A 21,878-nucleotide genomic window follows, 5' to 3' on the forward strand; every position below is an offset into this window, starting at 1 on the left:
GTCATCCTCACGGCTGAGCGGTGGGCTTACGAACGAACAGCAACTGCTGGGTGGTGAACTCCAGCAGCCCTTCCAGGCCAAACTCGACGCCAAAACCGGACATCTTGCAGCCTCCAAAGGGGGTGTTAGGTTGAATCTGGGCATGGCAGTTGACCCAGGCCACGCCGCTTTCCAGGCGCGCTGCGATAGCCTGGGCCTCGGCCGTATCAGGGCCCCACACCGAGCCACCCAGGCCCATGGTGCTGGCGTTGGCTCGGCGCAATGCGTCTTCTACGTCGTGGTAAGCGATCAACGGCAGCACCGGGCCGAACTGCTCTTCGTCTACCAGACGGTGACCATCTGTGGCCCCCGTGACAATAGTGGGGGGATAAAAGAAACCTGGTTGGCTTAGACGTTCGCCTCCGCACACCACCCGTGCACCCTGGGCACGAGCATCATCAACAAGCTCGCCCACCAACGTCAGTTGCGCCAGGTTCTGTATCGGCCCAAAGGTCACACCGTCCTCAAGGCCGTTACCGATGACTTGTCTCTGAGCAATAACCGTCAAGGCCTCGGCGAGTGCCTGACACTGTGATTCGTGCACGTAGAGTCGCTTGAGCGCGGCACAGGTCTGCCCCATGTTGAGGAAGGCCGCCTGAAAGATATCCTCGGCGACTGCCTCGACCGGCGTGCCGGGCAAGACGATAGCGGCATCGTTGCCACCGAGCTCCAGAGTCAGCCGCTTAAGGTTGCCGGCAGCGGCTTGCATGACGCGCTGGCCAGTTTCAGTGGAGCCGGTGAAGACGATCTTGTTGATACCCGGGTGAGAGGTAATAGCGTGTCCAAAGCCATGCTCCCCAATAACGACATTGGCGACCCCCTTGGGCACATGACGGGCAATTATCTGTATCAAGCGAATCGTACTCAGGGGCGTGAGACTGGAGGGCTTACTGATGACACAGTTTCCGGCACGCAAAGCGGGCATGATATGCCATACAGCAATCATGAAGGGCCAGTTCCAAGGGGTGATAGAGGCCACCACCCCCAAGGGTTTGTGATGCATTTCAATGCGTTGAGTGGGTGTCTCTTCGATCAGCTTGACCGGGATTTCCTGGTTGGCAGCATAACGTGTCCAGGCCACTCCACCTCCCACTTCGGCGTAAGCCAACGCCAGCGGTTTTCCTTGCTCCTGGACAATCAGCCTCGCCAGCTCATCTGCCTCTCGCTCCATATCATTGGCAATACGATGCAAAAGCTCACAACGTTGCTCATGGGAGCTGATACCCCATTGAGTGAAAGCCTCCCGAGCAGCCTTGACGGCTTGATCCAACTGATCGGCTGAAGCAGTCGAGCACTGCGCAAACGCGATCTCGCTGGCAGGGTTAACAACCATGAAGCTGTCGTTTTCCCCGGCCACATCTTCGCCATTTATAACCAGGTGGTAATTTTCCATAACGATTCCTTTTAACTCTCATCCACATATTTAGTGTTGTAATGAACGTTTTGATGAACGCTTTAGTGAACTTAAAGCTTATGAAAACCAAGCAATTGATATCTTTCGGGCGAAGATCGACGCAGGCGTAATGCCCGAGTGACGCCGACCATGAGAAACAGGGGAATGAGCATGCAGAGACCATACGAAAGAACCTTGCTTGAGCCCGTCAGGACGTCAAAATGCATCACCGCAATCACGAGTATGAATAGCAGGGCCACACAGGATAGTGCCGGGAACAGGCGTGTTCGCCACATGGCCTCTTTTAACTCGGGGTGACGGATAAAAAAGAACAGCACCGCCAAAGAGGTAATGGCCATCAATAGGATTAAGGAAAGGGTCGCCAAACTGGAGAACCAAGCGAAGAGCTGCAGAATGGGATCGCCACCGAAAGCTGCAAAAATCGACACCGCACTGGCCGCTATCAACGTTTGGAGTAGCGATCCGATGTGAGGGCTCTGATGAACCGGGTGGGTCGTTCCCAATACGCTTGGCAGCAGACCATCACGGCCTATGGCGAAGAAATAGCGAGCGGCGGAGTTATGAAAGGCGAGCAAACCAGCATAGATACTGACCAGAAACATCACGCGAATAACGCGTGTCAACTCAGGGCCAACATAATGATCGGACAGGCCATAAATCAATGTGGTTGGGTCGTCGAGGCCTTGAAGCACGGCAACAATTTTATCCGCTCCTGTACCCACCACCATCGACCATGTGGACAGGGCATAAAAGCAGCCAATTAGAAGTATGGATGCATAAGTTGCTAGAGGAATATCTCGCTTGGGTTTTTTGGCCTCCTCCCCATAGATGGTCGTCGCTTCAAAACCAATGAAAGCCGCAAAGCAGAACAGTAGGCCTATGGCCGGGGCACCGCTGAAGACATGCTCAGCATTGAACGCGTCGAGGTTCACGCCGCTGTCCCCGCCACTCGACAGGATAGCAATGTCCAATATTAGGATAACCAGATACTCTGCCGTGACAACGAAGCAAAGCACGCGGGCAGAAAGATCAATTTTTCGATACCCTAGCAATGCGATACTTCCCATCGCCAGCAGCGAGTAGATCCACCATGGGTGATCCAGGCCAAAAACTTGACTCATGGTGCCTGCCGCAACACCACCAAACATCCCGTACAACCCTATTTGCAGGATGTTATACGCAAATAGAGCCAGTCCACCGGCTGCACCGCCAGCCACTCCGCCCAGCCCTCGCGCTGAGAAAGCATAGAAGCCCCCGGCGTTCGTCACATAGCGGGCGATAGTGGTGTAGCCCACCGAAAACATCAAAATAATCAACAGTGCGCAACCAATTAGTGCAGGTGTTCCCGCACCATTTCCCAGCATCATGCCAATCGGAAAGCCACCAGCCAGAACACTGAAGGGACTGGCAGCGGATACCACGAAGAAAATAATAAAACCAACACCTAAGGCACCGTTTCGTAGTTCTGTCGAACTAACAGTCGGGGAGGAAATAACGCTCATTGTTTCAGCCCTTTTCATTATGCTTATTGGAATTAACAGAGTTACAACCTACATACTATGCCCATCTCTCCTTGACCGTTATCCCAAATCGGCATCAATAAGTTTTTTAAAAACAATATCTTATAAAAAACCAAAGATATCGACCAACTAACTTGTCAGCATTATTCATGGCTGGAAAAGCAAACATGCCTAAGCAAAATCCAGCAATAAAAAAGCCACTATCGTAACTAACAAGGGAGCCCTTATTTCGGTGCCATGACAAAGTCAAAACTTGTCTGCCACTTCACCTTTCCGGTATTAACCGGAACATAATCCACAATAAGGGAGTCTTTAACGCCGAAGACCGCATCTGATGTCAGGTAAGTGTCACCGGCTACGAAGGTGTGGGTGACAATCCGTTCATAGTCAGGATGAGTAAGCAAAAAGTGCATATGTGCTGGCCGCCACGGATGACGCCCGAGACTTTCCAGCATTTTGCCTACCGGGCCGTCATCTGGGATCGGATAAGAAACTGGCTTAATGCCAATAAATTCGTAGTGACCATCGGCTGCCGTAACGAAAACGCCGCGATTGTTCCACTCTGGCTGCTGATTGGGCTGCTGAATGTCGTAAAATCCGTCACTGTTGTCTGACCACACATCAATGCTTACGCCTTCGATGGGATGGCCCTCCAGATCAAGCACTCGGCCCTGATAACGGCACGGCTCGCCTTTGCCATCTAACGAGATGGAAGCGCCCATGGGCAGCGTCGGCGCCCCATCCACATGAAAGGGACCAAACACCGTATTCTTGGTCGCGCCCGCCGGCCGTCGATGCTGAATGGCATCCACGAGCATGGAGACCCCGAGAGTATCGGAGAGCAAGATGAACTCCTGCCGCTTGTCATCGCACAGTTGTCCCGTACTGGTCAGGAAATCGATTGCCAACTCCCATTCAGCCTGGGTGAGCTCGACCTCCTTGACGAAACCATGCAAGTGCTTGACCAGCGAGCCGATGACATCACGTAGCCGGGGGTCGATATCCCCCCCCATACGCCTATTGACCGACTCAACGGAGCGCTCTTCAGTGAAGTAATCAATCTGGGACATGGTTAATTCCTGGGTGAGGGCCCTGTCGCCAGGGCCATGATGGATTAGTCTGGGCGGTCACCGTTCCAGGCACGCTGGAGCAGCTCGCGGATGGCGTCGCGCTCCACCGGCCGTGGGTTCCAGTACGGGTTCAGCACCGCCTGATCGGCAACGCTGTCCAGCGCCGACTCGCTCAGCCCTAAAGTTTTGAGGGCAAGAGGGGCGCCGAGCGAGACCGCAAAGTCGTAGAGGCCACCACCCAGCTCACCGCCGAAGAGCGCCGCTGCAGGGGCCAGAGCCTCCGCGGCTGATCGAGCGTTGTAAGCCGCGGTATGCGGCAGCAGGATGGCGTGGGTATCGGCATGAGGCAGGTCGAAGCTGCCTCCCAGGGTGTGGCAGAGCTTGTGGTGTAAAGCCATGCCTACGCTGCCCAACACAGTGCCGCACAGCCAAGCACCATAGAGCGCGTCACTGCGCGCCTGTAGATTGTGCGGATGTTCAACGATGGCCGGTAACGCCTGCTTGAGACTGCGAATACCCTCAAGGGCCATAAGGCTGCTGATGGGGTTACGATCCTTGGCATAGAGGCCTTCCACGGCATGCGCCATGGCGTTAAGAGCGCTGGTTACACTCACTGCCACCGGTAGCCCAATGGTGAGTTCTGGGTCGTAAATCACCACTTCGGGAAGAATGGAGGGATCCTTGACGGTGGTTTTTAGGCCGTTTTCAGTTTGCCCTAAAATCGGCGTGACCTCGGAACCCGCATACGTTGTCGCTACCACCACCTGCGGCGCATCGTTGCGATAGGCGATCGCCTTGCCCAGTCCGATGGTCGAGCCGCCACCCAGTGCGACGATGCAGTCGGCGCCTGCTTTATCAAAAGCCGTCATGGCCTGTTCGGTTACCTTCACAGGCGTGTGCATGGCCGCCTCGCTGAAGACGCCGGCACCCAGCTCACCAAGCTGCACGTTGAGATGTTCAGCATCCTCTCGGCGGGAGGGCGTCGATAATACCAGGGCTCTGGTGCGCCCCAATTGGCGCACCTCGTCGGCAATCCTGGCCTGGCTACCCGGGCCAAACACAACCCGTGCAGGGTTGGCCGTATAGAGAAAAGCGTGTGGCATACTTTTTCTCCCTCAGGGTTTGAGCAATACCGATTGCGAGGGGTAATCCGTTGCCCACCCCTCCTGTAGAGGAGCAACGAAGACATTCTCCGTACGCGTTCTGGTGATTTTCCACTTACCATCAGGCTCCTTGCGGAAGGCGTTGTTGAGTCGCGACGAACGCAGCAGCGCCTTGCCATTGGAGAAGATCCAGGGCTGGCAGTGCACCCACTGCCCCTCCGCAATGTCGCCATTAACGTTGATCTGCTCCGAGGTCAGGTAGTGGACGTTGAGCAGTAGCTTGGGATCCTGATCCTTCTTCCAGAACCCTTGGAAATGGCGCCGGATGGCCGCCGCCCCTTCGGCGCGGCCGAACTGGTTGTCGTAGTACTCGCCCACGCCTTCCCAGACGGCGTCTTCCGTATATAGCTCCATGATCAAATCGATACGCTCTTCATCGCTCGTCACACCATATTCGGGAATTGGCGTGTCGCACAGAAACATGTAGCGTGCCTGAAGACGGCGTATTTCGGCCTCGGCCTCCAACGTTTCGATGCGTGTCACCAACGCTTTCAGTTCGCTATTTGTGACTTCTGACATTTTTCACTCCTTTTCTTGTTTGCCGGAGGGACAACACCGACGTTAGGTTTGCCCTTTTGCTCACAGAGGCGTAGGGCACTTAAGACCATCTTCAGCACTTACTTAGCTTTTTAAAGCGAAGCACCAAGACGCTCGATCACGCGCCCCAACCCTGACTTGATCGCCCCGACTTCGGACGGCTCCAGGTTCTCAAACAGGCGCTGTTCGTAGTCGTCAGCCATGGACAGCAGACGCCGTGCCAATACCTGCCCTTGCTCGCTGAGCTGAACGCGACCATTGTCGTCTAGACCCACCAGTGCGCGTTCACGGAGCCCAGCAAGGGTATCCTCAAGGTCTGCCTGGGGTTGAGCCACACGCTGGGCCAGGGCCTCCGCAGACAACGGGCCACGATCCGCCAGCAGGGTAAGAATTCGCCACTCGTTGTCGTTGACTCCGAGGCTGCCGAGCCGCGGATAGAAATCGCTTCGATAGGCGGCTAGCGCCTGACGCATCAGGTAAAGCAAGTGCTTGCCCAAGCGACCATCCAGTGCCGTTTGCTCGTCAACGTTCAACACCATGGGATGAGGCTCGGGTACGGCATAGCGCCCGTTGTGGAACACCAGGGCACTGCCCTCGTTGCGATAGGCGTAGCGCACCACTTCGCCAACGATGATCAGGTGATCACCGCCCTCGTAGACATTCCACGTGCGGCATTCGAAATGCGCCGCGGCCCCCTTCACTTTGGCAACACCGCCAAGGCCCTCCTCAATGGCAATGCCAGCGAACTTGTCCTCCCCCCGCCGTGCAAAGCAATTGGAGATATCGACCTGCTCATTGCTGAGCACGTTGACCACGAAGTGCTCGGCATGGCGGTAAGCACTCAGGCTGTAGGCCCCCTTGTCGATGCTCCACAGGATCAGCGGCGGATCCATCGACACCGAATTGAAGCTGCTGGCGGTGACGCCGTGGTTCTCTTCACCGCTGCGCGTGGTGACCACCGTTACGCCGGTGGCGAACTTGCCCAGCGCGCTACGGAAATCTCTCGTATCGAAGCTCATAAGCGAATCTCCATCCCCAAAACGGGGTCGTTTTCAGCGCCCTAATTTCTCACCGGTCGTACCGGCGATACCGTAGTCGCTCTTGGGTATCTCACTGATGATGACCCGGACATTCGCTTCGGGCGCATCGACCGACGACACGACGGCATCGGTGACCTTGCGGATCAGTGACTCTTTTTGGGCCTGCCTGCGGCCCTCCATCATGTAGACGTGAACTGTTGGCATTGTTTTGTCCTTTTCTTATCGTTAGAGATCTAGAACGAGCCGCTTACCCTTGGCCCGGGAGCAACAGACGCACATCATGTCGCCTTCCTGTTTTTCGTCTTCGGTCAGAAAGTGATCGCGATGATCTATCTCGCCTTCGAGGACGTCGGCCACACAGGTACCGCACACGCCCTCCTCACATTTCACCTCCACTTTTACGCCAGCTCTTGAGAGTGCTTTCGCGATGGTATCCCCAGCGCTCACGGAAACGCTGACGCCAGACTTCTCGGCGACCACCTCGAATACGTCACCAGACACATCGACGCTCGCGGAGAAGAATTCGCGATGAATGCGGTCATCGCTGATACCAAACGCCTGGGCATGTGATATCACCCAATCCATGAACCCCTGTGGGCCACATACGTAAATGTGTGGTTCCTCCCTGGCCCCGGCGAGCTCGGCATGCAGATCCAGTGTTGTCCCGACGTCGTCGTCATAGTGATAGACGACAACGTCGGACAGACCAGCCGCCTCCACCTCGCTCTGGAAGGCCGTTAAGCTGCGTGAGCGCGTGCAGTAGTGCAGCGTGAACTCCTTGCCCAGCGCTTGCAGGCGCCGCGCCATGGCTATCATCGGCGTCACGCCGATGCCGCCGCCGAACAGCAGGCTCTGCGGTGCCTCTTCGTGGAGCGGAAAGTGGTTTCGCGGCCCTTCGATCTCGAGCGTTCCCCCCTCCCTGGCGATTCTGTGTAGGGTCTCTGATCCTCCTCGGCTATTGGGGTCGCGCAGTACACCGATCTCGTAGAACGCATTGCACGCCGGGTCTGAGCAGAGCGAGTACTGACGCCACAGGTCGATCTCGCCATCACATATATGCACGTCCAGATGTGCCCCGGCAGTGAAAGGCGGCAGGGGGCTTCCGTCGGGCGAGCGCAGCCGCAGCCGGGCGATACCGCCTGGCTCATCGATTCGCTGATCAATGACTAATGGGTAGGTTTGATTATCGGCAGTCATATCGGCATCACCTCATGTAGATTCCACCGTTGACGTCCCAGCAGGCGCCGTTGACGAACGCTGCCCGTGGGCTCGCCAGCAGTGCCACTAGATCGGCAACGAAGTACGGGTCACCCAGGTGGCCTACCGGGATATTGGCAATGGCTTTCTCGGCGTCATTGCCCAGCACGGAACGCACCATGGGGGTATCCATGGGCCCAGGCGCGATGGCATTGCAGGTCACCCCAAAGGGGGCCAGATCCCGTGCGAAAATTTTCGTCAGCGTCAGGATGGCGCCCTTGGAGGCGGCATAGTGGGCCCCCGTTGCAGTGCCACCATTCTGCCCCGCCAGGGAAGCGAGATTGACGATTCGGCCATAGCCACGCGCCTTGAAGTGGCGGCCGAATACCTGACTGCCCGCGAAGGTGCCACCGGCGTTGGTGGCCAACACGGCATTGAAATCTGCGGGGTCGATATCCAGCACGCCCTGGACGGCAGTGCGCGCGGCGTTATTGACCAGTACCTCGACCGATCCCCACCGCTCAATGCACTTACCGAGCACGCTCTGGAAGTCGTCATGGTTGGTTACGTCGAGGGTGGCGGACACGGCGGTGTCCCCCGCCAGATCGAGTTCTGCGGCCAGCGCTGCGGCCGGTTCGGGTTCAATGTCCGAGATCACTACTCGGAAACCGGCTCGATGCAGGGCACGCACGGCTTCGGCGCCGAAGCCACGCGCTCCGCCAGTCACCACGGCCGTTTGGATTTTGTCGGGTGCAGGCATATTCATCAGAACAAATAGCTGAACGAGTTCAGCATTCCATCGGAGTTGAGCAGACGTACCACCTTATGGCGGATCATGAAGCCGCTGGGCGTGACGACGAGGGTGTAGGTCAAGTTCGCGGCCCAGATCCGCTGCCGCCCGAACTTGTCTTCGATCAGGTGCTCGGCGCAGCGAACAGTCACGCCATCCCCTTCGACCTTATCAATGACAAAGCGCGACACCGTTCTCACCGTCTGCGCAGGGGGGGCCGATGAAATCGAAAAGCCTTGCTGAAAGCGCGTGATGCGATCACGGCGCATCTTGGCATCGTCGTGGCAGAGGTTGAGCGCGTTGTCGAAGTCATCGCCATCACCAATGGGTAATGTATAGAAGCCTTCGTCGCTCCACAGGGCGAGCCAGGCGTCGTACTCCTGGCGATCCAGCATGTCTGCCTCGGCCCAGATGAAAGCTTCCGCATCGCGCAGGAGAAGTTCTTTTTCCTTTTTGATCATCTCGTTCATGCCTGCATCATCCTTTTCCACATGTCGTACGCCGCCCGCATCCCGGTTTCAGCACTCACATGACCGCGTGGCCCCACTTCACCCGGCTGCTCGTCGTTAAGGCCACGATTGAGCAGAATGGGTAGCTCCGCGCCCCCTTTGACGCCGCGCTGGATCCGCTCCCAGACCTCGGCATCATCGGGCGAGCCGAAACCCATCGGCCCCTGAAAGTGCTCGTGCAGCCGTAGGCGTACCTGGTTGGCTGCCTCGGGGCCACCCTCCATACCGATAGCAATATGACGAATGTCGGTTTGCTCGACGCTCACCGGCGTCAATACTCGGAAGAAAGCCAGCGAGAACGACACATTGGGAAACAGGTTGAGGTTGAAGCCCGCGCCACCCACGGCCCGCACGATCCGTTTTACTTGATCCTCGGGATAGCCTTCGCCGCGCAGCTGTTGAGCAAGTTCTTCAAAGCGCTCCGGGATGGGTGCTTCAAGGTTGTCGTCAAGATCCACCAGCTCGGGAATCATGACCATCACCGAGTGTCCGTTGCCGAGATCCTCGACGTAGCCTTTGCCCTGTTCCAGGAAGGAGAAGGCCGCCTCGGTCTCGCCATCCAACGACTGCAGAAAGGATTTATGGACGACGGGAAAGTGGTAAGCGTCGGTGGTGTTCTCAAGCTGGACTTTCCAGTTCATCGGTACGCTGAACTGGTGTTCGCCCAACACCTTGACGGGATACCCCGCTCCCTGCTTCATAAACAGGTCGATCCACTTAGTGACCGGGCCGAGAAAATCGACCAGCGGTTCGGCCTCTTCGTTGAAGGTGGCGAAAACCATGCCTGCATAGGACTCGGTACGCAGCTTGAGCAGGCCATGCTGCGCCTTGTCGAAGTCGTCACCATATTGCTCGGGGTAGGGCAGCGCCCGCAGCGAGCCATCGAGTCCGTAGCCCCAGCCGTGGTAAGGGCATTGAAACGAGGAAGTTTTGCCCTTTTGCACTTCACACACGGTGGCGGCGCGATGGCGGCAGCGGTTCACCATGACGTGGATCACCCCCTTCCTGTCGCGTACCACGATCACCGGCTCAAGGCCCACCTGGGAGAGCTTGAACGAGCCCTTGTCGGGAAACTCGCTTTCGTGAGCGACCCAGACCCAGGTTTTCCTAAAGATCTTCTGCATCTCCTCCTTGAATAACTGAGGATCCTCGTACATGGGGGTCTGAATATGATCCCTGAATACGAGCTCGTGAGGGGTGATGTCGATTTTGTTTTCGATATTCATGATGACCTCTAAATCTCTGTTGTCTTCCTTGTTCTTAATGGATTATTGATGACTTATTCATCACTCGGGCACGACGAGCTCACGCCCAACTCGCGCCTCGACACGACAGTATTTCCAGAGCTTGTAGGTGCCATCCCCTACCGGTGTGGTGCGAAAGAAGTTGCAAGCTTCGGCGACAGAAGCGTAGTTCTCTACATCCGCCATAATGTAGAAAGTCCAGGGAGCAGCGATGGAGGGGCCTACCTGAATACAGTCGTCATCCATGATGCCCAGGATCGTGAGGCCGGGCAGGCCGTCAATGCCCTGCAGCATTTCGCGGGTGGCCTCCCACACCTGCTTGGCCTCCTCCGCGGTAGCGTTCATGAAGCTCTGGTTAATGCCGCAGCAAAAAAGTACGCGATGCATAGTGATGGTCTCCGTTTGTTAGATGGTGTCGCCAGTTCACAAGTAGCCCGGCAGAGGGTCGTGGTTAAAGAAGATGGCGCCGGCGTTCTTCCAGGTGATTTCGCCCATAAAGGCGTGTTGAGTGCACAACATAGAGTCGCGCAGAATGCGTGATAGGGGATGTCGGTTTTCGGCGCCTGTCATGCCGCTGATTTGGTAAACGTTGCGAATGGCCGCGGCGCACTCCTGGGTCAGATGGGTGGTGGAGAGGCGCAGCAGATTAGTCTGATCGCGGCTCGGTTCCCCTCCCGCCTCGACAGCATTCCAGGCGGAGTCGGTGCACTCATAAAAGAAAGCACGGGCAGCGCGAACCTTGGCCTCGGCCTTCGCCAGGGCAATCTGGGCGTACTCGCGCTCGCCCAGATTGGGCGCGCCGGTGACCGACTTGCGCCCTCCCGCCATGGCACGCATAACATCCAGTGCTTCCCGAGCCAGCCCCAGGGTAGTCACCGCCAGCACCTGGGCAGCGAAAGACAGTGCTGGGTAGCGGAAGAAGGGCGCATCGACGTTGGCCTTGGCACCACGCACAAACGTCCACTCCTCAGCGACATAGGCATCCTCCACCACCAGGTCGTGGCTGCCGGTGGCGACCATGCCGACCATGTCCCAGGTGGGGTCGATGCGAACCTGCTCACGTGGCAACACCGCCATGCGCGGCAAGGCGCCAGGCTCATCCGGCTGGATACCGACGCCACACAGCGAGGCGCCCATGCAGCCGCTGGCGAATTTCCAGCGGCCATTGATGCGAAAGCCACGATCGACGCGCTCGGCGGGATGGGGCGGAAAGATGCCTCCCGCGAACACGACATCGGGAGAGTCTTTCCAGATTTGCGTAATAGTCGCTTCAGGCAGCGCCGCCAGATAAGCGGGGTTCATGCCGAAGCTGGCCACCCAGCCGGCGGAGCCATCGGCCGCCGAGATAGCCTCGACCATTTTCAGGAACTCGGCAGGAGACTTCTCATCACCGCCGTATCTGGCTGGCACCATGGCGCGATAGACGCCGATCGCCTTGAACTCCTCGACAATATCTGCCGAGAGGTGTCGCTGCGCTTCGAACTCATCACGCCGTTGACAGATACTATCGAGCAACGCATCGAAGCGCTCCTCTCCGCCCCATTGGGATTTATCGACCTGGCTGTGCATAAATATCTCCTATTTTTGTATGGTCTTGTCATGCAGAGCCTCGACCAGATAGCGCGCGGCTCGGCAGACACCGGCGTCGTCGCCTCGCCTGCCAATGAGTTGCAGGCTCACTGGCTGGCCCCGGCTCGGAGGCAGTGGCAAGCTCAAGGCCGGGTGTCCCGAAAGATTAAAAGGTCGTACAAGGGAGGAGATGGTCAGATCCTGCTGTCCCTCCTCGGCTGCCGCGCGGCTCAGTGGAAAGTGCGGCAACGTCGGCAACACCAGCACATCGCACGTCTCGAGCAGCCGATCCACCTCGGCAGTGAATGCCTGGCGCACCGCTTCGGCCTCGTGCAGCTCGGCGTCGGAAATCTTGGCGGCCGCGCGCAGGCGGCGCTCCACGTCACTCCCTAAGCGGCCGCTATCGAGCCAGGCACCACAAGCGCTATAGGTTTCACGGTTGATCAGCGCCATGGCGGCATCAAAAGCCTCACTCATCATTGGCAAGGCGCACTTTTCAGTGGCCAGCCCAGTACCTTCGAGATACGCTTCCAGCGTGCCGAGAATTGCGCCATCGGCCTCGACGTCTAGCCTGCCTAGGCGTGGCATCGCTGCGCCGCTTACGACCGTAAACTCCGCATCCACGGCTGACATGAAGTCGATCAAATCCTCGAGATTGGCACTCAGCGGCCCTACGCAGTCCAGGCTGCTGTAGGCGGGCATAACGCCGCGCCGACTAAGCCGACCGAACGTAGGCTTCAAGCCGACCACCCCGCAGCAGGCCGCGGGCACCCGAATCGAGCCGCCGGTATCGGTACCGATGCCTATCTCCGCCAGCCCCGCTGCCACCGCCGCTGCCGAACCGCTGGACGACCCGCCGGGAATCAACGCCGGAAAGCGCGGGTTCTCAGGGGTGCCCGTCAAGGCATTGAGCCCGGTCATGCCAAACGCCAGTTCATGCAGATTGGCTTTGCCGACGATGCGATAACCGGCCGCCAGCGTGCGCTCGACGATCTCGGCATGCCTCTCTGCCGCCGGCGCATCGGCCAGCGCCGCAGAACCTGCACGGGTCGGGTAGCCGGCGATATCGATGCTGTCCTTAACCACGACTCGCTTGGAGCCTGTGCCTAAGCCGAGATGCTGGATGAGAGATGGCATGGCATTTTTATCCACTTATCACATGAAATTTCAAGTATTTGATGGTGCTTTATTACTTAGATTTTCTTCAAACTAAAGGACGAATAGCACGATGTCGGGCACTAGCAGTAGCAACGCGATACACAATAAGTAAGGCGTCATGAAGTAGCCTACGCCAAGAAAGATATCGCCAAAACTAAGCTCAGGGTCGAGGCTCTTGACGATGAAAGCGTTAACCCCCACCGGCGGCGTGATCGCTCCCATGCTGGTAACGATGCAGACCATGATACCGAACCAGATCGGGTCATAGCCCAGCACCAGCGCTACCGGAAAGAAAATGGGGATCGAGATAATTAAAAAGCCCATGGCATCCATCAGCGCCCCGCCGATGACATAGATAAGCAGCACGCAAGCCATGACCAGCACCGCAGGTAAGGGCAGCGCAGCGGCCCACTCGCCGACTATGTAAGGCAGTCGTGTCACTGTCAGGAAGCGGCCAAATACCACCGCGCCCGCCACCAGCATCAGAATCATCGCGGACGTTCTAAGAGTGTTGCTTAATGATTCCCGAAGCATCTCCCATGATAGCTTTCTACGCAGAGCGATAAGGGTGATGGCCCCAACACAACCAACCGCCGCCGCCTCGGTAGAGGTGAACCAACCGGCGAACAGGCCGCCCAGCACCAGGATAAAGAGGACGAATATCTCCACCACCCCTTTGAGAGAGGCCAGGCGCACTCCCCAGGAGGAGCGTTCGCCAGCTGGCGCCATGGCCGGGTTTCGCCAGCAAAGGTAGGCAATGGTCAGCACGAACAGCGTCATCAGGATCAAGCCGGGCAGGATGCTGGCGATAAAGAGATCACGGATGGCGAGCTCGGCCTGCAAAGCGATCACGATCAGTACCGCGCTGGGTGGAATGATGACCCCTAGGGTGCCCCCAGCCGCCACACTGCCAGCACTCAGCGCCTTGTGATAACCGAATTTCTTCATTTCCGGTAGAGCAATAGTCCCTACCGTGGCGGCTGTCGCCGTATTGGAGCCGCAAACGGCGGCGAAACCAGCACTGCTTAATATCGTTGTCGTGGCCATGGAGCCCCGGCGGTGCCCCGTCCAGGCATAGGCAGCCGCAAACAGCTTCTCGGTAATCCCAGATCGGAATAGCAGCTCGCCCATAAAGACGAACAGCGGTATGACACTCAAAGAGTAGGAGGAGAGCTGCTCCCAAATACCAGAGCTGATGATGTTATAGGCCGCCATGGGGCTGGTGATATGCAGCATCCCAAAGAAGCCGACAATGAACATGGCAAAACTGATCGGCACCTTCAGGATAATCAGCAGAAAGAGCGCCAATACGCCAATCATGGCCACCAGTGTGAAGCTCATGTCTCTCTCCCCTGCGTCAAGCAATCCCGCACATCCATCAACAACACGAGGCAGAATGCGGAGAAGTCGAAGGCGACCAGATAGATAATTGGATAAATGGTCAGGCGAAGGGATTGCGATAGCGTGCCTCGCTGCATGGCAAAAGTGCCATACTCCCAAAGCTTGAAAGCCACCATGGTAAAGAAAAGCAGGCTCGCCACCGCGACCAGCAGTTGAATGAGACGCTGGAGCCTCTGAGGCAGGCGAGCTACCAGCATATCTAACTCAATGTGCGCCTTGGACAACTGGGCATAGGCCAAAGAAGATGACACCATCACCGCCGTCAGCCAACCTACCACCTCGGTAGTTCCACCGAACGAAGACGCCACCTGGCGCATAATGATGTTGGACACCACCAAGAACATCATCGCCAGCAAACTCATACCAGCGAGTACAAGCAACAGCCGACTGATTAGGAGTGTGAATCTATTCATGGATGCTCTCTCTTTAATGCCGAATACCTGCCCGACCCAATTCCCTAATTACCAACAGCTATTACGGCTGTTGGTAATGCTCGAAAAGCTCATGCATTCGTTCATTAAACTCGTAGGCGGGAAGACCTAGCTCGGCAGCGCGGGCCAGACGCCCCTCATTAAGCGGCATCAGGCGTTCGGTCCAACGCGCTGCTTCCTCGTCGCTCAGCGCTACGACCTCCACCCCCTCTTGCTCATGCGCCCACTTCATAGACTCCTCAACGTGAGAATCGAGATAGTCACCGGCGAAAAAGGCCATTTCAGCACCCAACTCATCGATAATCTGCTGAACGTCTTCGGGCAGCGACTCCCAGCGCTGACGATTCATAACCGCCACCAGCACCGCATTGGTCAATGGATAGTCAGTGATGGACTTAACGGTGCGCGCATAGCCCAGATCCATCAGCACTTCCCGGGAACTCACGTAGCCATCAACGACTCCCGCCTGCAGTGCCTCGCCCGTATCCGCCTGGGAGAGCGCTATAGGCACCCCGCCCAGCGCTGCCATCACCTCGGTACTGTCACCAGGCACACGAATCTCCTGGCCTTCCAGTTCTTCCAGTGAAGTAACTGGCTGCTTGGTCTGTAAATAACCGGGCTCAGAAGTAAACGCGGTGATGACCTTAAAATTCTCAAGGCCCAGTTGCTCGGGGGGAAACTCTTGAATCAAGTCATAGAGTGACTGGCTTGCGACGGTCGAATTGACGTCCATCCCAGTCAGGCTACCGGCCAGATTGAGCAGCGGGAAACGGCCCGGCTCATAGGAAGTGATCGAGAGTCCGATATCCGCAACGCCGCTCAGCACGCCGTCATACATATTGTTTGCCGTCAGAAGCGTACCGCCGGGGAAGGTGTTGACGGTCACTCGTCCATCAGTGCGGCGATGGAGCTCTTCCGCCCAACGCTCCATCTGCACACCTGGGAAGGTGCTGGCAGGCGAAATGAACGCATAACTAAGGGTGATATCGCTGGCAGATACGAGCGGACTAATCAGCATGCCTGCTAGCCCAATGGCACCCGCCAAGCGCCGAATGCTTGACACTTTTTTCTTCGTCGTCATGGGTCTTGTCTCTCTTTATCGTTGTTGTTAGGTGCTTCTCATCACCTAATACATTCAATATCACATGAAAATTCAAGCAATGCAACAGCCTCATTAGTCACAATGAGAACTCACCGCGAGAGATGGCTTACTGCACAGGATCCAGCGTCACCAATCGCTGCTGCCGTTCGAGCAACACGAACGAACCTACCGTCTCAGCCAGACGCAGTGACTGACTCTCGAGCCTATCAGCCGCCGTTGCGGACTCTTCGACCAGTGCGGCGTTCTGCTGGGTCATTTGGTCGAGCCCAGCCACTGCTTGATTGACTTGACCGATACCCTGGCTCTGCTCGCTGGTTGCCGCACTAATTTCGCCAAGCACATCGGAGACCCTCGATACACTGGCAACGATTTCGCTCATGGTAGCACCGGCTGCGCGCACGAGCTCTGAACCCGCCTGGGTCTTGGCGTTGGCATCCTCAATCAGTTCCTTAATCTGCCGAGCAGCGGCGGCGCTGCGACCAGCCAATTGACGCACTTCGTCTGCGACTACCGCGAAGCCTCGACCATGCTCTCCAGCGCTAGCCGCCTCAACCGAGGCGTTGAGCGCCAGTAGGTTGGTTTGAAAGGCAATGCTATCCATCACTGAGACGATCTCTGCAATCCGCTGCGACGCGCTATCAATGTCATTCATGGTTCGCACAGCTTGCGACACCACGTTACCGCCCTGGGAGGCGACTTGCGAAGCAGAGTGGGAGAGCTCCTCTGCCTGCCGAGACGCTGCAGCGGTATGCTCAACGGAATGGGTCAGCTGCTCCATGGAAGCCGACGTCTCCTGCAGGTGGGAAGCCGCCACCTCAGTTCGGGCCGACAGATCCTGACTTCCCACGGCAATTTCACTCGCCGCGGCACGCACTGAGTCGCTGCTGTCACGCACATCGAGCAGTACATCGTTTATTTTATCTACAAAGGCATTGAACTGGATCGCCAACCTGGCACTTTCATCGCGGCCATTGGCGGGCAGGCGGCGGGTCAAGTCGCCATTGCCGACAGCGATGTCATGCATGCGCTCAGCCAACCGACGCAACGGACGAGCAATACTCTCCCCCACCAACCATGCTGCCAATAACCCCAGGCCTGCAATGAAAAGCCCGATCAGCGTCATGCCTAGAATGTCTCTATCAAGCTGTTCCTCTGTTTGCCGCTGCAGTCCATGCATACCAGCAAGCACCGCATCTTCAGGCTGTCGGATCATCAGCACCCAAGTGTTGTCGCCGCCCCCTCCAATAGTGAACGGCCAGTACAATTCGATTACGCCCCGCTCGGCATCATGGATATACATAGGCTGGCCTCCTTGAGCCTGCTGTATGCGCTGCTGCAAGGTGGCATCAAAAGCCTCATTAAAAGGCACCCCCAGCGTGGCTCCCTCATGCGTATACGCTACCAGCCCCCCTCTCGGCGCCACCAAGGCCATGTCTCCCGATCCCTCATAGAGTTCTCTATTTTCCTCCAAAAGCATGGACTGGATAAAATCTACCGTCAGATCAACGCCGGCAATACCGCGAAACCCGCCGTCGACAACGATCGGGGCGACGAAAGAAGTCAACATCACTTCCTCCTCCCCCACCTGATAAACGTCAGGGTCTGTAATACATGGCCTCAACGTTTCTCGTGGGCAGAGGTAATACTCGCCCTCGCGCACCCCATTGGGCTGAATAACCTCGCTCTCCATGATGGCTGCTTCCTGAGCCATGATGTCGAGATCTCCGTTCTCTCCTCGATACCACAGGGGCATGAAGCGCCCCTGCGGGCTATGTCCCGGCAGGCCACTGCCCGAGTAAACGTCATCCTGATCGAAGGCATTAGGCTCCCAGGCAACATAAGCGACAGAAACATCCTGATTGACTTCCAGGTACTTTCGAATGGCACCGATTATCTCCTGGCGATTAAAATCAAGAGTGGGCCCACCTTTATAAGCCACGTCACCCTGCATGGAATTGACAGCTGCCAACCCCTTGGCCATCTCAAGTGCCTGAGTAAATTGAACCTGTATGCTCTCGGCTTGATAGGACGCAATGGCATGTAAACGGCCTTCAGTCTCGTCCAGCAGTATGTGCTGTGCTCCCACCTGAGTGGCTTCCTGCGACCTTGTATTTGCCATTACGAAGTAGGCAGACAAAGAAAACACCGCCAATATTGTTGAGATGCCAGCCAGCAACGTGACAAATGTACGGAGGGATTTGAATTTCATATTATCAACCTGAGCAGGGGTTTAATTTTTATTTGTCCAACAGCATGGTTGCGGTAAAACACAGAGATAAAGCGGCGGTTTCCGCTCAACCGGTATGACACAAGCGACCATCTACTATCAATATCACATGAAATTTCAAATAAAAATACCCAATCTGCATTTGGATCTACCCACTTACTCCCTGACAGAACTTCACGAGAGCCTGCTCAGGCATGGCAAACAATAAAAAAAGCCCAAGCGTCAGCCTGGGCAAGGAGGATAAATGGACAAAGGGTAGAGGCTATTCCAACGGTTCGTAGGGCAAACCCACATAGTTTTCCGCAATGGTCGTCAGCCCCGCTTTTGAGCTGGTTACGTAGTCCAGCTCGGCCAACTGCATGCGGCTGTTGAAATCTTCCTCATCAGAGAAATTGTGCAGCATGGAGGTCATCCACCAGGAGAAGCGCTCCGCCTTCCAGATACGCTTCAGGCACGTTTGCGAATAGCGCTCGATCAAATCCGTGCGGCCTTCTTGGTAAACCTTCACCATTAGCCGATAGAGCGTGTTCACATCGCTGGCGGCCAGGTTAAGCCCTTTGGCACCGGTGGGCGGTACAATATGCGCCGCATCGCCGACCAGGAACAGCCGCCCGTACTGCATTGGTTCGACCACATAGCTGCGCAGCGGTGCGATGCTCTTCTCGATGGAAGGCCCGGTGACAAGCTTGGCGGCCACCTCGTCTGGCAGGCGGCGTTTGAGCTCTTCCCAAAAACGCTCGTCCGACCAATCTTCTACCTTTTCATCCAAGGGTACTTGAAGGTAGTAACGGCTGCGGGTGGCGGAGCGCATGCTACACAGACTGAAACCACGCTCGTGGCTTGCGTAAATCAACTCATCAGAGACCGGGGGCGTGTCCGAGAGCACCCCCAACCAGCCAAACGGGTAAACCTTTTCAAACTCTTTAATGCGCTCTTGAGGGATCGATTGGCGGGAGACACCATGATAGCCATCGCACCCAGCGATGTAGTCACACTCCAGCCTGACCGTTTCGCCGATGTGCTCAAAGGTTAGATAGGGGTGGTCACTATCCAGGTCGTGGGGCTGAACGTTTTCTGCCTCGTAGAGCGTTGTCGCGCCAGCGGCAGCGCGGGCCTCCATCAGATCCCGCGTCACCTCGGTTTGGCCGTATACCATCACTTTGCTGCCACCGGTCAGCTCATCCAGTGCGACCCGCACACGACGGTTGTCGAAAACAAGCTCAAAACCGTCATGGGGTAGGCCCTCTTCATCCATGCGCTGGTCAACACCCGCTTCGCGCAGCAAATCCACCATGCCTTGCTCAAGCACACCGGCGCGGATACGACTCAATACATACTCACCGCTACGCCGCTCAACAATCACATTATCAATGCCTTGGCGATGGAGTAGCTGCCCCAGCAATAGGCCTGAAGGCCCTGCGCCAATAATCGCGACCTGTGTCTTCATAGGGGATGCCTCATCATTGTCATTATCTAAAACTTATGACTTGTATTTTTCAATGAAACACGCCGCATAATAAGGCATGATCTAGATCAATTATTGGACATTTAGCGTTTTATTACCCAACCTTAGTCGTAGAGGAGATATAGGTGATGACAGCCTCGTCGGCAACCTCCGTTCCGGTATTTAAGCTCTATGGCGAGACACAGCACTGGCCCACGCCCGACTTGCTCCACTGTGAGTCCATCCCCGAGCGCAGTCGTCTGCACGACTGGCGTATCCGGCCGCACCGCCATGCCGACCTCGTGCATATTCTGTTTATTTCTCACGGTAGCGTTGAGTTAGAGCTGGAGGGAACAAGCCACCGGCTGCAAAGCGCTAGCGCTATCGTTGTGCCCGCAATGGCTATTCACGGCTTTCTCTTTTCACCGGATGTGGAAGGACACATTATTACTCTGGCCAAGCCGCTGGCCGACCACTTACATGCACTAATGGGTGAGAGCAGTACGCTAAAAAAAGCCGACTTCTACTCTCTATCCCAGGCAAATCAGGCTGAACGAATTGCCACGCTGGTGGCTCAGATCGACCAGGAGTACCGCCAACCCGCCCCCGGACGCAACAGCCTGCTCGAAGCGCTTATCCAAGCCTTGGTGGTAGAGCTATCACGTCTTTATGCTTATACAGGCAGCATGGCAAAACGCTATGGCCCCCACCAAAGCGACAAAGGGCGGCAGCATTTAGAACACTATCAAGCGCTGATCGAGACGCACTACCGCGAACAGCCGAGTATTGAGCAGTTAGCCGAGCAGATCGGGGTGAGTAGCGCGCACTTGAACCTGCTCTGCCGACAGCTCGCCGGGCGCAGCGCCCTGCAATTGCTGCATGAACGTTTGCTGCTGGAAGCCAAGCGCCAGCTCACCTATACCAATATGACCATTGGCCAGATCTCCGACAGCTTAGGGTTTTCTGAACCGGCTTACTTCACGCGCTTTTTTAAGCGTAATACCACGTTTCCGCCGCGGGAGTTTCGGGTTCGCCAACATGCTCAGTCATAGGAGGAAACTGTTTTACTGCATATATAGGAAACAACAAAAGCAATCATAGCAGCGATGAGAGATAACCAACACTGAAGCCAAAATCCTAAAGACATAAGAAAATAGTTGTGAATTAACAAAGAATGGAGTGTTATAAACATTAAACGTGATGATTTTTTATACTCCTTTTTTGATGAGCAATTTTCTTATTATTTTAAAAAAAACACACGCCCACATTATTAAAAACAAAAGTCCCAAAGATATGAGAGTATAACCATGAACAGCGCCCCTACTTCCCCCAGAAAAATAATCGAAAGGCCCCACTTTTCCTGCCCAAATACCCCCCCAAACACTCCAAAAACCGAATGGGATAGCTATAAACGAGAAAAAAAATAGGTATTTCAGCAGTTTTTTTGTCGATATCCCCACAGCATAATTTTCTTTATCACTTTTCGGAAAAAAACTTCTTAAAATATAAAAGCACATCAAAAAAATGGCCACTAAAAAAATTAAATCCATTAAAGTAACTGGCACCCCATACTCAACCCTTGCAAACTCTAAGAAAAAGCTAATAGAAAGAACAACTACAACCAACATAAAAAACTTTAACAAAACCATAAAAATTCTCTTTACTTAACGACTTATATTTTAATACGCGACATAATTACTGCTAATATTAAAATTAATCGAATGCATCATTTTTTCAAGTCTTCTTCTACTTAAACTTAGAAAGTTACTAATAAGGCGATTGCACCTAAATCATTTTCCTCATGTTAAAAATATCACCAATATCAATCTTAACAGTTCCTTTCTTGTTCAGACAAACGCCCTCTAGAACCAACATCCAAAAAATATTGATTTAAAATATAACTTACGACCTCTGTCCAGACTGATGCATTCGTACTGACGCGCGTCCATCAACTCAGCAGCTTTGAGCGATTTAGCGCGCCATAGTGGCCATGCGGCAAAGGCCTGAACCGCTGCCTAGACGG

At 55.7% G+C, this 21,878-nt stretch carries 21 protein-coding genes; 1 reads left to right on the forward strand and 20 read right to left on the reverse strand.

The window, feature by feature from the left end:
- Positions 1–7: 7 nt before the first annotated feature.
- The 19 genes from U738_RS15370 to pobA form a co-directional block, all read right to left on the reverse strand.
- Positions 8–1,432, reverse strand: a complete 1,425-nt coding sequence (locus tag U738_RS15370) for an aldehyde dehydrogenase family protein (protein ID WP_035582083.1) — start codon at positions 1,430–1,432, stop codon at positions 8–10.
- Between the two features lie 71 nt (positions 1,433–1,503).
- Positions 1,504–2,955 carry an APC family permease gene (locus U738_RS15375; protein ID WP_035582085.1) on the reverse strand — a complete coding sequence of 484 codons (1,452 nt, stop codon included), beginning with the start codon at positions 2,953–2,955 and terminating at the stop codon, positions 1,504–1,506.
- A gap of 242 nt (positions 2,956–3,197) precedes the next feature.
- Complete coding sequence (locus U738_RS15380; RefSeq protein WP_035582093.1) at positions 3,198–4,043, reverse strand: dioxygenase family protein; 846 nt, start codon at positions 4,041–4,043, stop codon at positions 3,198–3,200.
- 44 nt (positions 4,044–4,087) lie between these two features.
- On the reverse strand, positions 4,088–5,146 hold the full coding sequence (locus U738_RS15385) for a maleylacetate reductase (protein ID WP_035582094.1): 1,059 nt from the start codon (positions 5,144–5,146) through the stop codon (positions 4,088–4,090).
- 12 nt (positions 5,147–5,158) lie between these two features.
- Positions 5,159–5,725: a nuclear transport factor 2 family protein gene (locus U738_RS15390; RefSeq protein WP_035582095.1), complete on the reverse strand. Its 567-nt coding sequence runs from the start codon at positions 5,723–5,725 to the stop codon at positions 5,159–5,161.
- A gap of 110 nt (positions 5,726–5,835) precedes the next feature.
- Entirely contained in the window at positions 5,836–6,762 is a 927-nt protein-coding gene (locus U738_RS15395; RefSeq protein WP_035582096.1) for a flavin reductase, read from the reverse strand.
- A 33-nt stretch (positions 6,763–6,795) separates the two neighbouring features.
- The gene (locus U738_RS15400; protein ID WP_035582097.1) at positions 6,796–6,987 is read right to left on the reverse strand and encodes a 2-hydroxymuconate tautomerase; all 192 of its coding nucleotides are present in this window, start codon (positions 6,985–6,987) and stop codon (positions 6,796–6,798) included.
- A 21-nt stretch (positions 6,988–7,008) separates the two neighbouring features.
- Complete coding sequence (locus U738_RS15405; RefSeq protein WP_035582098.1) at positions 7,009–7,980, reverse strand: PDR/VanB family oxidoreductase; 972 nt, start codon at positions 7,978–7,980, stop codon at positions 7,009–7,011.
- 7 nt (positions 7,981–7,987) lie between these two features.
- On the reverse strand, positions 7,988–8,746 hold the full coding sequence (locus U738_RS15410; RefSeq protein ID WP_051912790.1) for an SDR family NAD(P)-dependent oxidoreductase: 759 nt from the start codon (positions 8,744–8,746) through the stop codon (positions 7,988–7,990).
- A complete protein-coding gene (locus tag U738_RS15415; RefSeq protein ID WP_051912791.1) occupies positions 8,746–9,240 on the reverse strand; it encodes an aromatic-ring-hydroxylating dioxygenase subunit beta in 495 nt (164 codons plus the stop codon). The genes U738_RS15410 and U738_RS15415 overlap by 1 nt, the downstream gene beginning before the upstream one ends.
- On the reverse strand, positions 9,237–10,403 hold the full coding sequence (locus tag U738_RS15420; protein ID WP_231896781.1) for an aromatic ring-hydroxylating oxygenase subunit alpha: 1,167 nt from the start codon (positions 10,401–10,403) through the stop codon (positions 9,237–9,239). Before U738_RS15420 ends, U738_RS15415 begins: the two co-directional genes overlap by 4 nt.
- A 162-nt stretch (positions 10,404–10,565) precedes the next feature.
- Positions 10,566–10,910, reverse strand: a complete 345-nt coding sequence (locus U738_RS15425; protein ID WP_035582102.1) for a hypothetical protein — start codon at positions 10,908–10,910, stop codon at positions 10,566–10,568.
- 36 nt (positions 10,911–10,946) lie between these two features.
- Positions 10,947–12,092 (reverse strand): acyl-CoA dehydrogenase family protein, encoded by a 1,146-nt coding sequence (locus U738_RS15430; RefSeq protein WP_035582104.1) that lies wholly within the window; start codon positions 12,090–12,092, stop codon positions 10,947–10,949.
- Positions 12,093–12,101: 9 nt separating this feature from the next.
- Positions 12,102–13,244, reverse strand: coding sequence for an amidase (locus tag U738_RS15435; protein ID WP_231896780.1), 1,143 nt, complete (start codon positions 13,242–13,244; stop codon positions 12,102–12,104).
- A gap of 57 nt (positions 13,245–13,301) precedes the next feature.
- Positions 13,302–14,591, reverse strand: coding sequence for a TRAP transporter large permease (locus U738_RS15440; protein WP_035582108.1), 1,290 nt, complete (start codon positions 14,589–14,591; stop codon positions 13,302–13,304).
- Entirely contained in the window at positions 14,588–15,064 is a 477-nt protein-coding gene (locus U738_RS15445) for a TRAP transporter small permease (protein ID WP_035582110.1), read from the reverse strand. Before U738_RS15445 ends, U738_RS15440 begins: the two co-directional genes overlap by 4 nt.
- Before the next feature lie 61 nt (positions 15,065–15,125).
- Complete coding sequence (locus U738_RS15450; RefSeq protein WP_035582112.1) at positions 15,126–16,163, reverse strand: TRAP transporter substrate-binding protein; 1,038 nt, start codon at positions 16,161–16,163, stop codon at positions 15,126–15,128.
- A gap of 127 nt (positions 16,164–16,290) precedes the next feature.
- Complete coding sequence (locus tag U738_RS15455) at positions 16,291–18,270, reverse strand: methyl-accepting chemotaxis protein (RefSeq protein ID WP_327050258.1); 1,980 nt, start codon at positions 18,268–18,270, stop codon at positions 16,291–16,293.
- A 403-nt stretch (positions 18,271–18,673) separates the two neighbouring features.
- Positions 18,674–19,858, reverse strand: coding sequence for a 4-hydroxybenzoate 3-monooxygenase (gene pobA, locus U738_RS15460; RefSeq protein ID WP_035582118.1), 1,185 nt, complete (start codon positions 19,856–19,858; stop codon positions 18,674–18,676).
- Between the two features lie 146 nt (positions 19,859–20,004).
- On the opposite strand from pobA, the gene U738_RS15465 reads away from it, so the two are divergent.
- Entirely contained in the window at positions 20,005–20,907 is a 903-nt protein-coding gene (locus U738_RS15465) for a helix-turn-helix domain-containing protein (protein ID WP_035582127.1), read from the forward strand.
- A gap of 156 nt (positions 20,908–21,063) precedes the next feature.
- Here U738_RS15465 and U738_RS15470 read toward each other — a convergent pair whose 3' ends face one another.
- Positions 21,064–21,504, reverse strand: coding sequence for a hypothetical protein (locus U738_RS15470; RefSeq protein ID WP_035582128.1), 441 nt, complete (start codon positions 21,502–21,504; stop codon positions 21,064–21,066).
- Between the last annotated feature and the right edge of the window lie 374 nt (positions 21,505–21,878).

Origin of the sequence: Halomonas sp. TG39a (genome assembly GCF_000744395.1) — a bacterium.
Taxonomy (GTDB): Bacteria; Pseudomonadota; Gammaproteobacteria; order Pseudomonadales; family Halomonadaceae; genus Vreelandella; species Vreelandella ventosae_B.

What these genes read in the sequence shown, in the direction of transcription:
- U738_RS15370 (WP_035582083.1), bottom strand. Translation starts at nt 1,432, where the DNA reads ATGGAAAATTACCACCTGGTTATAAATGGCGAAGATGTGGCCGGGGAA.
- U738_RS15375 (WP_035582085.1), bottom strand. Translation starts at nt 2,955, where the DNA reads ATGAGCGTTATTTCCTCCCCGACTGTTAGTTCGACAGAACTACGAAAC.
- U738_RS15380 (WP_035582093.1), bottom strand. Translation starts at nt 4,043, where the DNA reads ATGTCCCAGATTGATTACTTCACTGAAGAGCGCTCCGTTGAGTCGGTC.
- U738_RS15385 (WP_035582094.1), bottom strand. Translation starts at nt 5,146, where the DNA reads ATGCCACACGCTTTTCTCTATACGGCCAACCCTGCACGGGTTGTGTTT.
- U738_RS15390 (WP_035582095.1), bottom strand. Translation starts at nt 5,725, where the DNA reads ATGTCAGAAGTCACAAATAGCGAACTGAAAGCGTTGGTGACACGCATC.
- U738_RS15395 (WP_035582096.1), bottom strand. Translation starts at nt 6,762, where the DNA reads ATGAGCTTCGATACGAGAGATTTCCGTAGCGCGCTGGGCAAGTTCGCC.
- U738_RS15400 (WP_035582097.1), bottom strand. Translation starts at nt 6,987, where the DNA reads ATGCCAACAGTTCACGTCTACATGATGGAGGGCCGCAGGCAGGCCCAA.
- U738_RS15405 (WP_035582098.1), bottom strand. Translation starts at nt 7,980, where the DNA reads ATGACTGCCGATAATCAAACCTACCCATTAGTCATTGATCAGCGAATC.
- U738_RS15410 (WP_051912790.1), bottom strand. Translation starts at nt 8,746, where the DNA reads ATGAATATGCCTGCACCCGACAAAATCCAAACGGCCGTGGTGACTGGC.
- U738_RS15415 (WP_051912791.1), bottom strand. Translation starts at nt 9,240, where the DNA reads ATGAACGAGATGATCAAAAAGGAAAAAGAACTTCTCCTGCGCGATGCG.
- U738_RS15420 (WP_231896781.1), bottom strand. Translation starts at nt 10,403, where the DNA reads ATGCAGAAGATCTTTAGGAAAACCTGGGTCTGGGTCGCTCACGAAAGC.
- U738_RS15425 (WP_035582102.1), bottom strand. Translation starts at nt 10,910, where the DNA reads ATGCATCGCGTACTTTTTTGCTGCGGCATTAACCAGAGCTTCATGAAC.
- U738_RS15430 (WP_035582104.1), bottom strand. Translation starts at nt 12,092, where the DNA reads ATGCACAGCCAGGTCGATAAATCCCAATGGGGCGGAGAGGAGCGCTTC.
- U738_RS15440 (WP_035582108.1), bottom strand. Translation starts at nt 14,591, where the DNA reads ATGAGCTTCACACTGGTGGCCATGATTGGCGTATTGGCGCTCTTTCTG.
- U738_RS15445 (WP_035582110.1), bottom strand. Translation starts at nt 15,064, where the DNA reads ATGAATAGATTCACACTCCTAATCAGTCGGCTGTTGCTTGTACTCGCT.
- U738_RS15450 (WP_035582112.1), bottom strand. Translation starts at nt 16,163, where the DNA reads ATGACGACGAAGAAAAAAGTGTCAAGCATTCGGCGCTTGGCGGGTGCC.
- pobA (WP_035582118.1), bottom strand. Translation starts at nt 19,858, where the DNA reads ATGAAGACACAGGTCGCGATTATTGGCGCAGGGCCTTCAGGCCTATTG.
- U738_RS15465 (WP_035582127.1), top strand. Translation starts at nt 20,005, where the DNA reads ATGACAGCCTCGTCGGCAACCTCCGTTCCGGTATTTAAGCTCTATGGC.
- U738_RS15470 (WP_035582128.1), bottom strand. Translation starts at nt 21,504, where the DNA reads ATGGTTTTGTTAAAGTTTTTTATGTTGGTTGTAGTTGTTCTTTCTATT.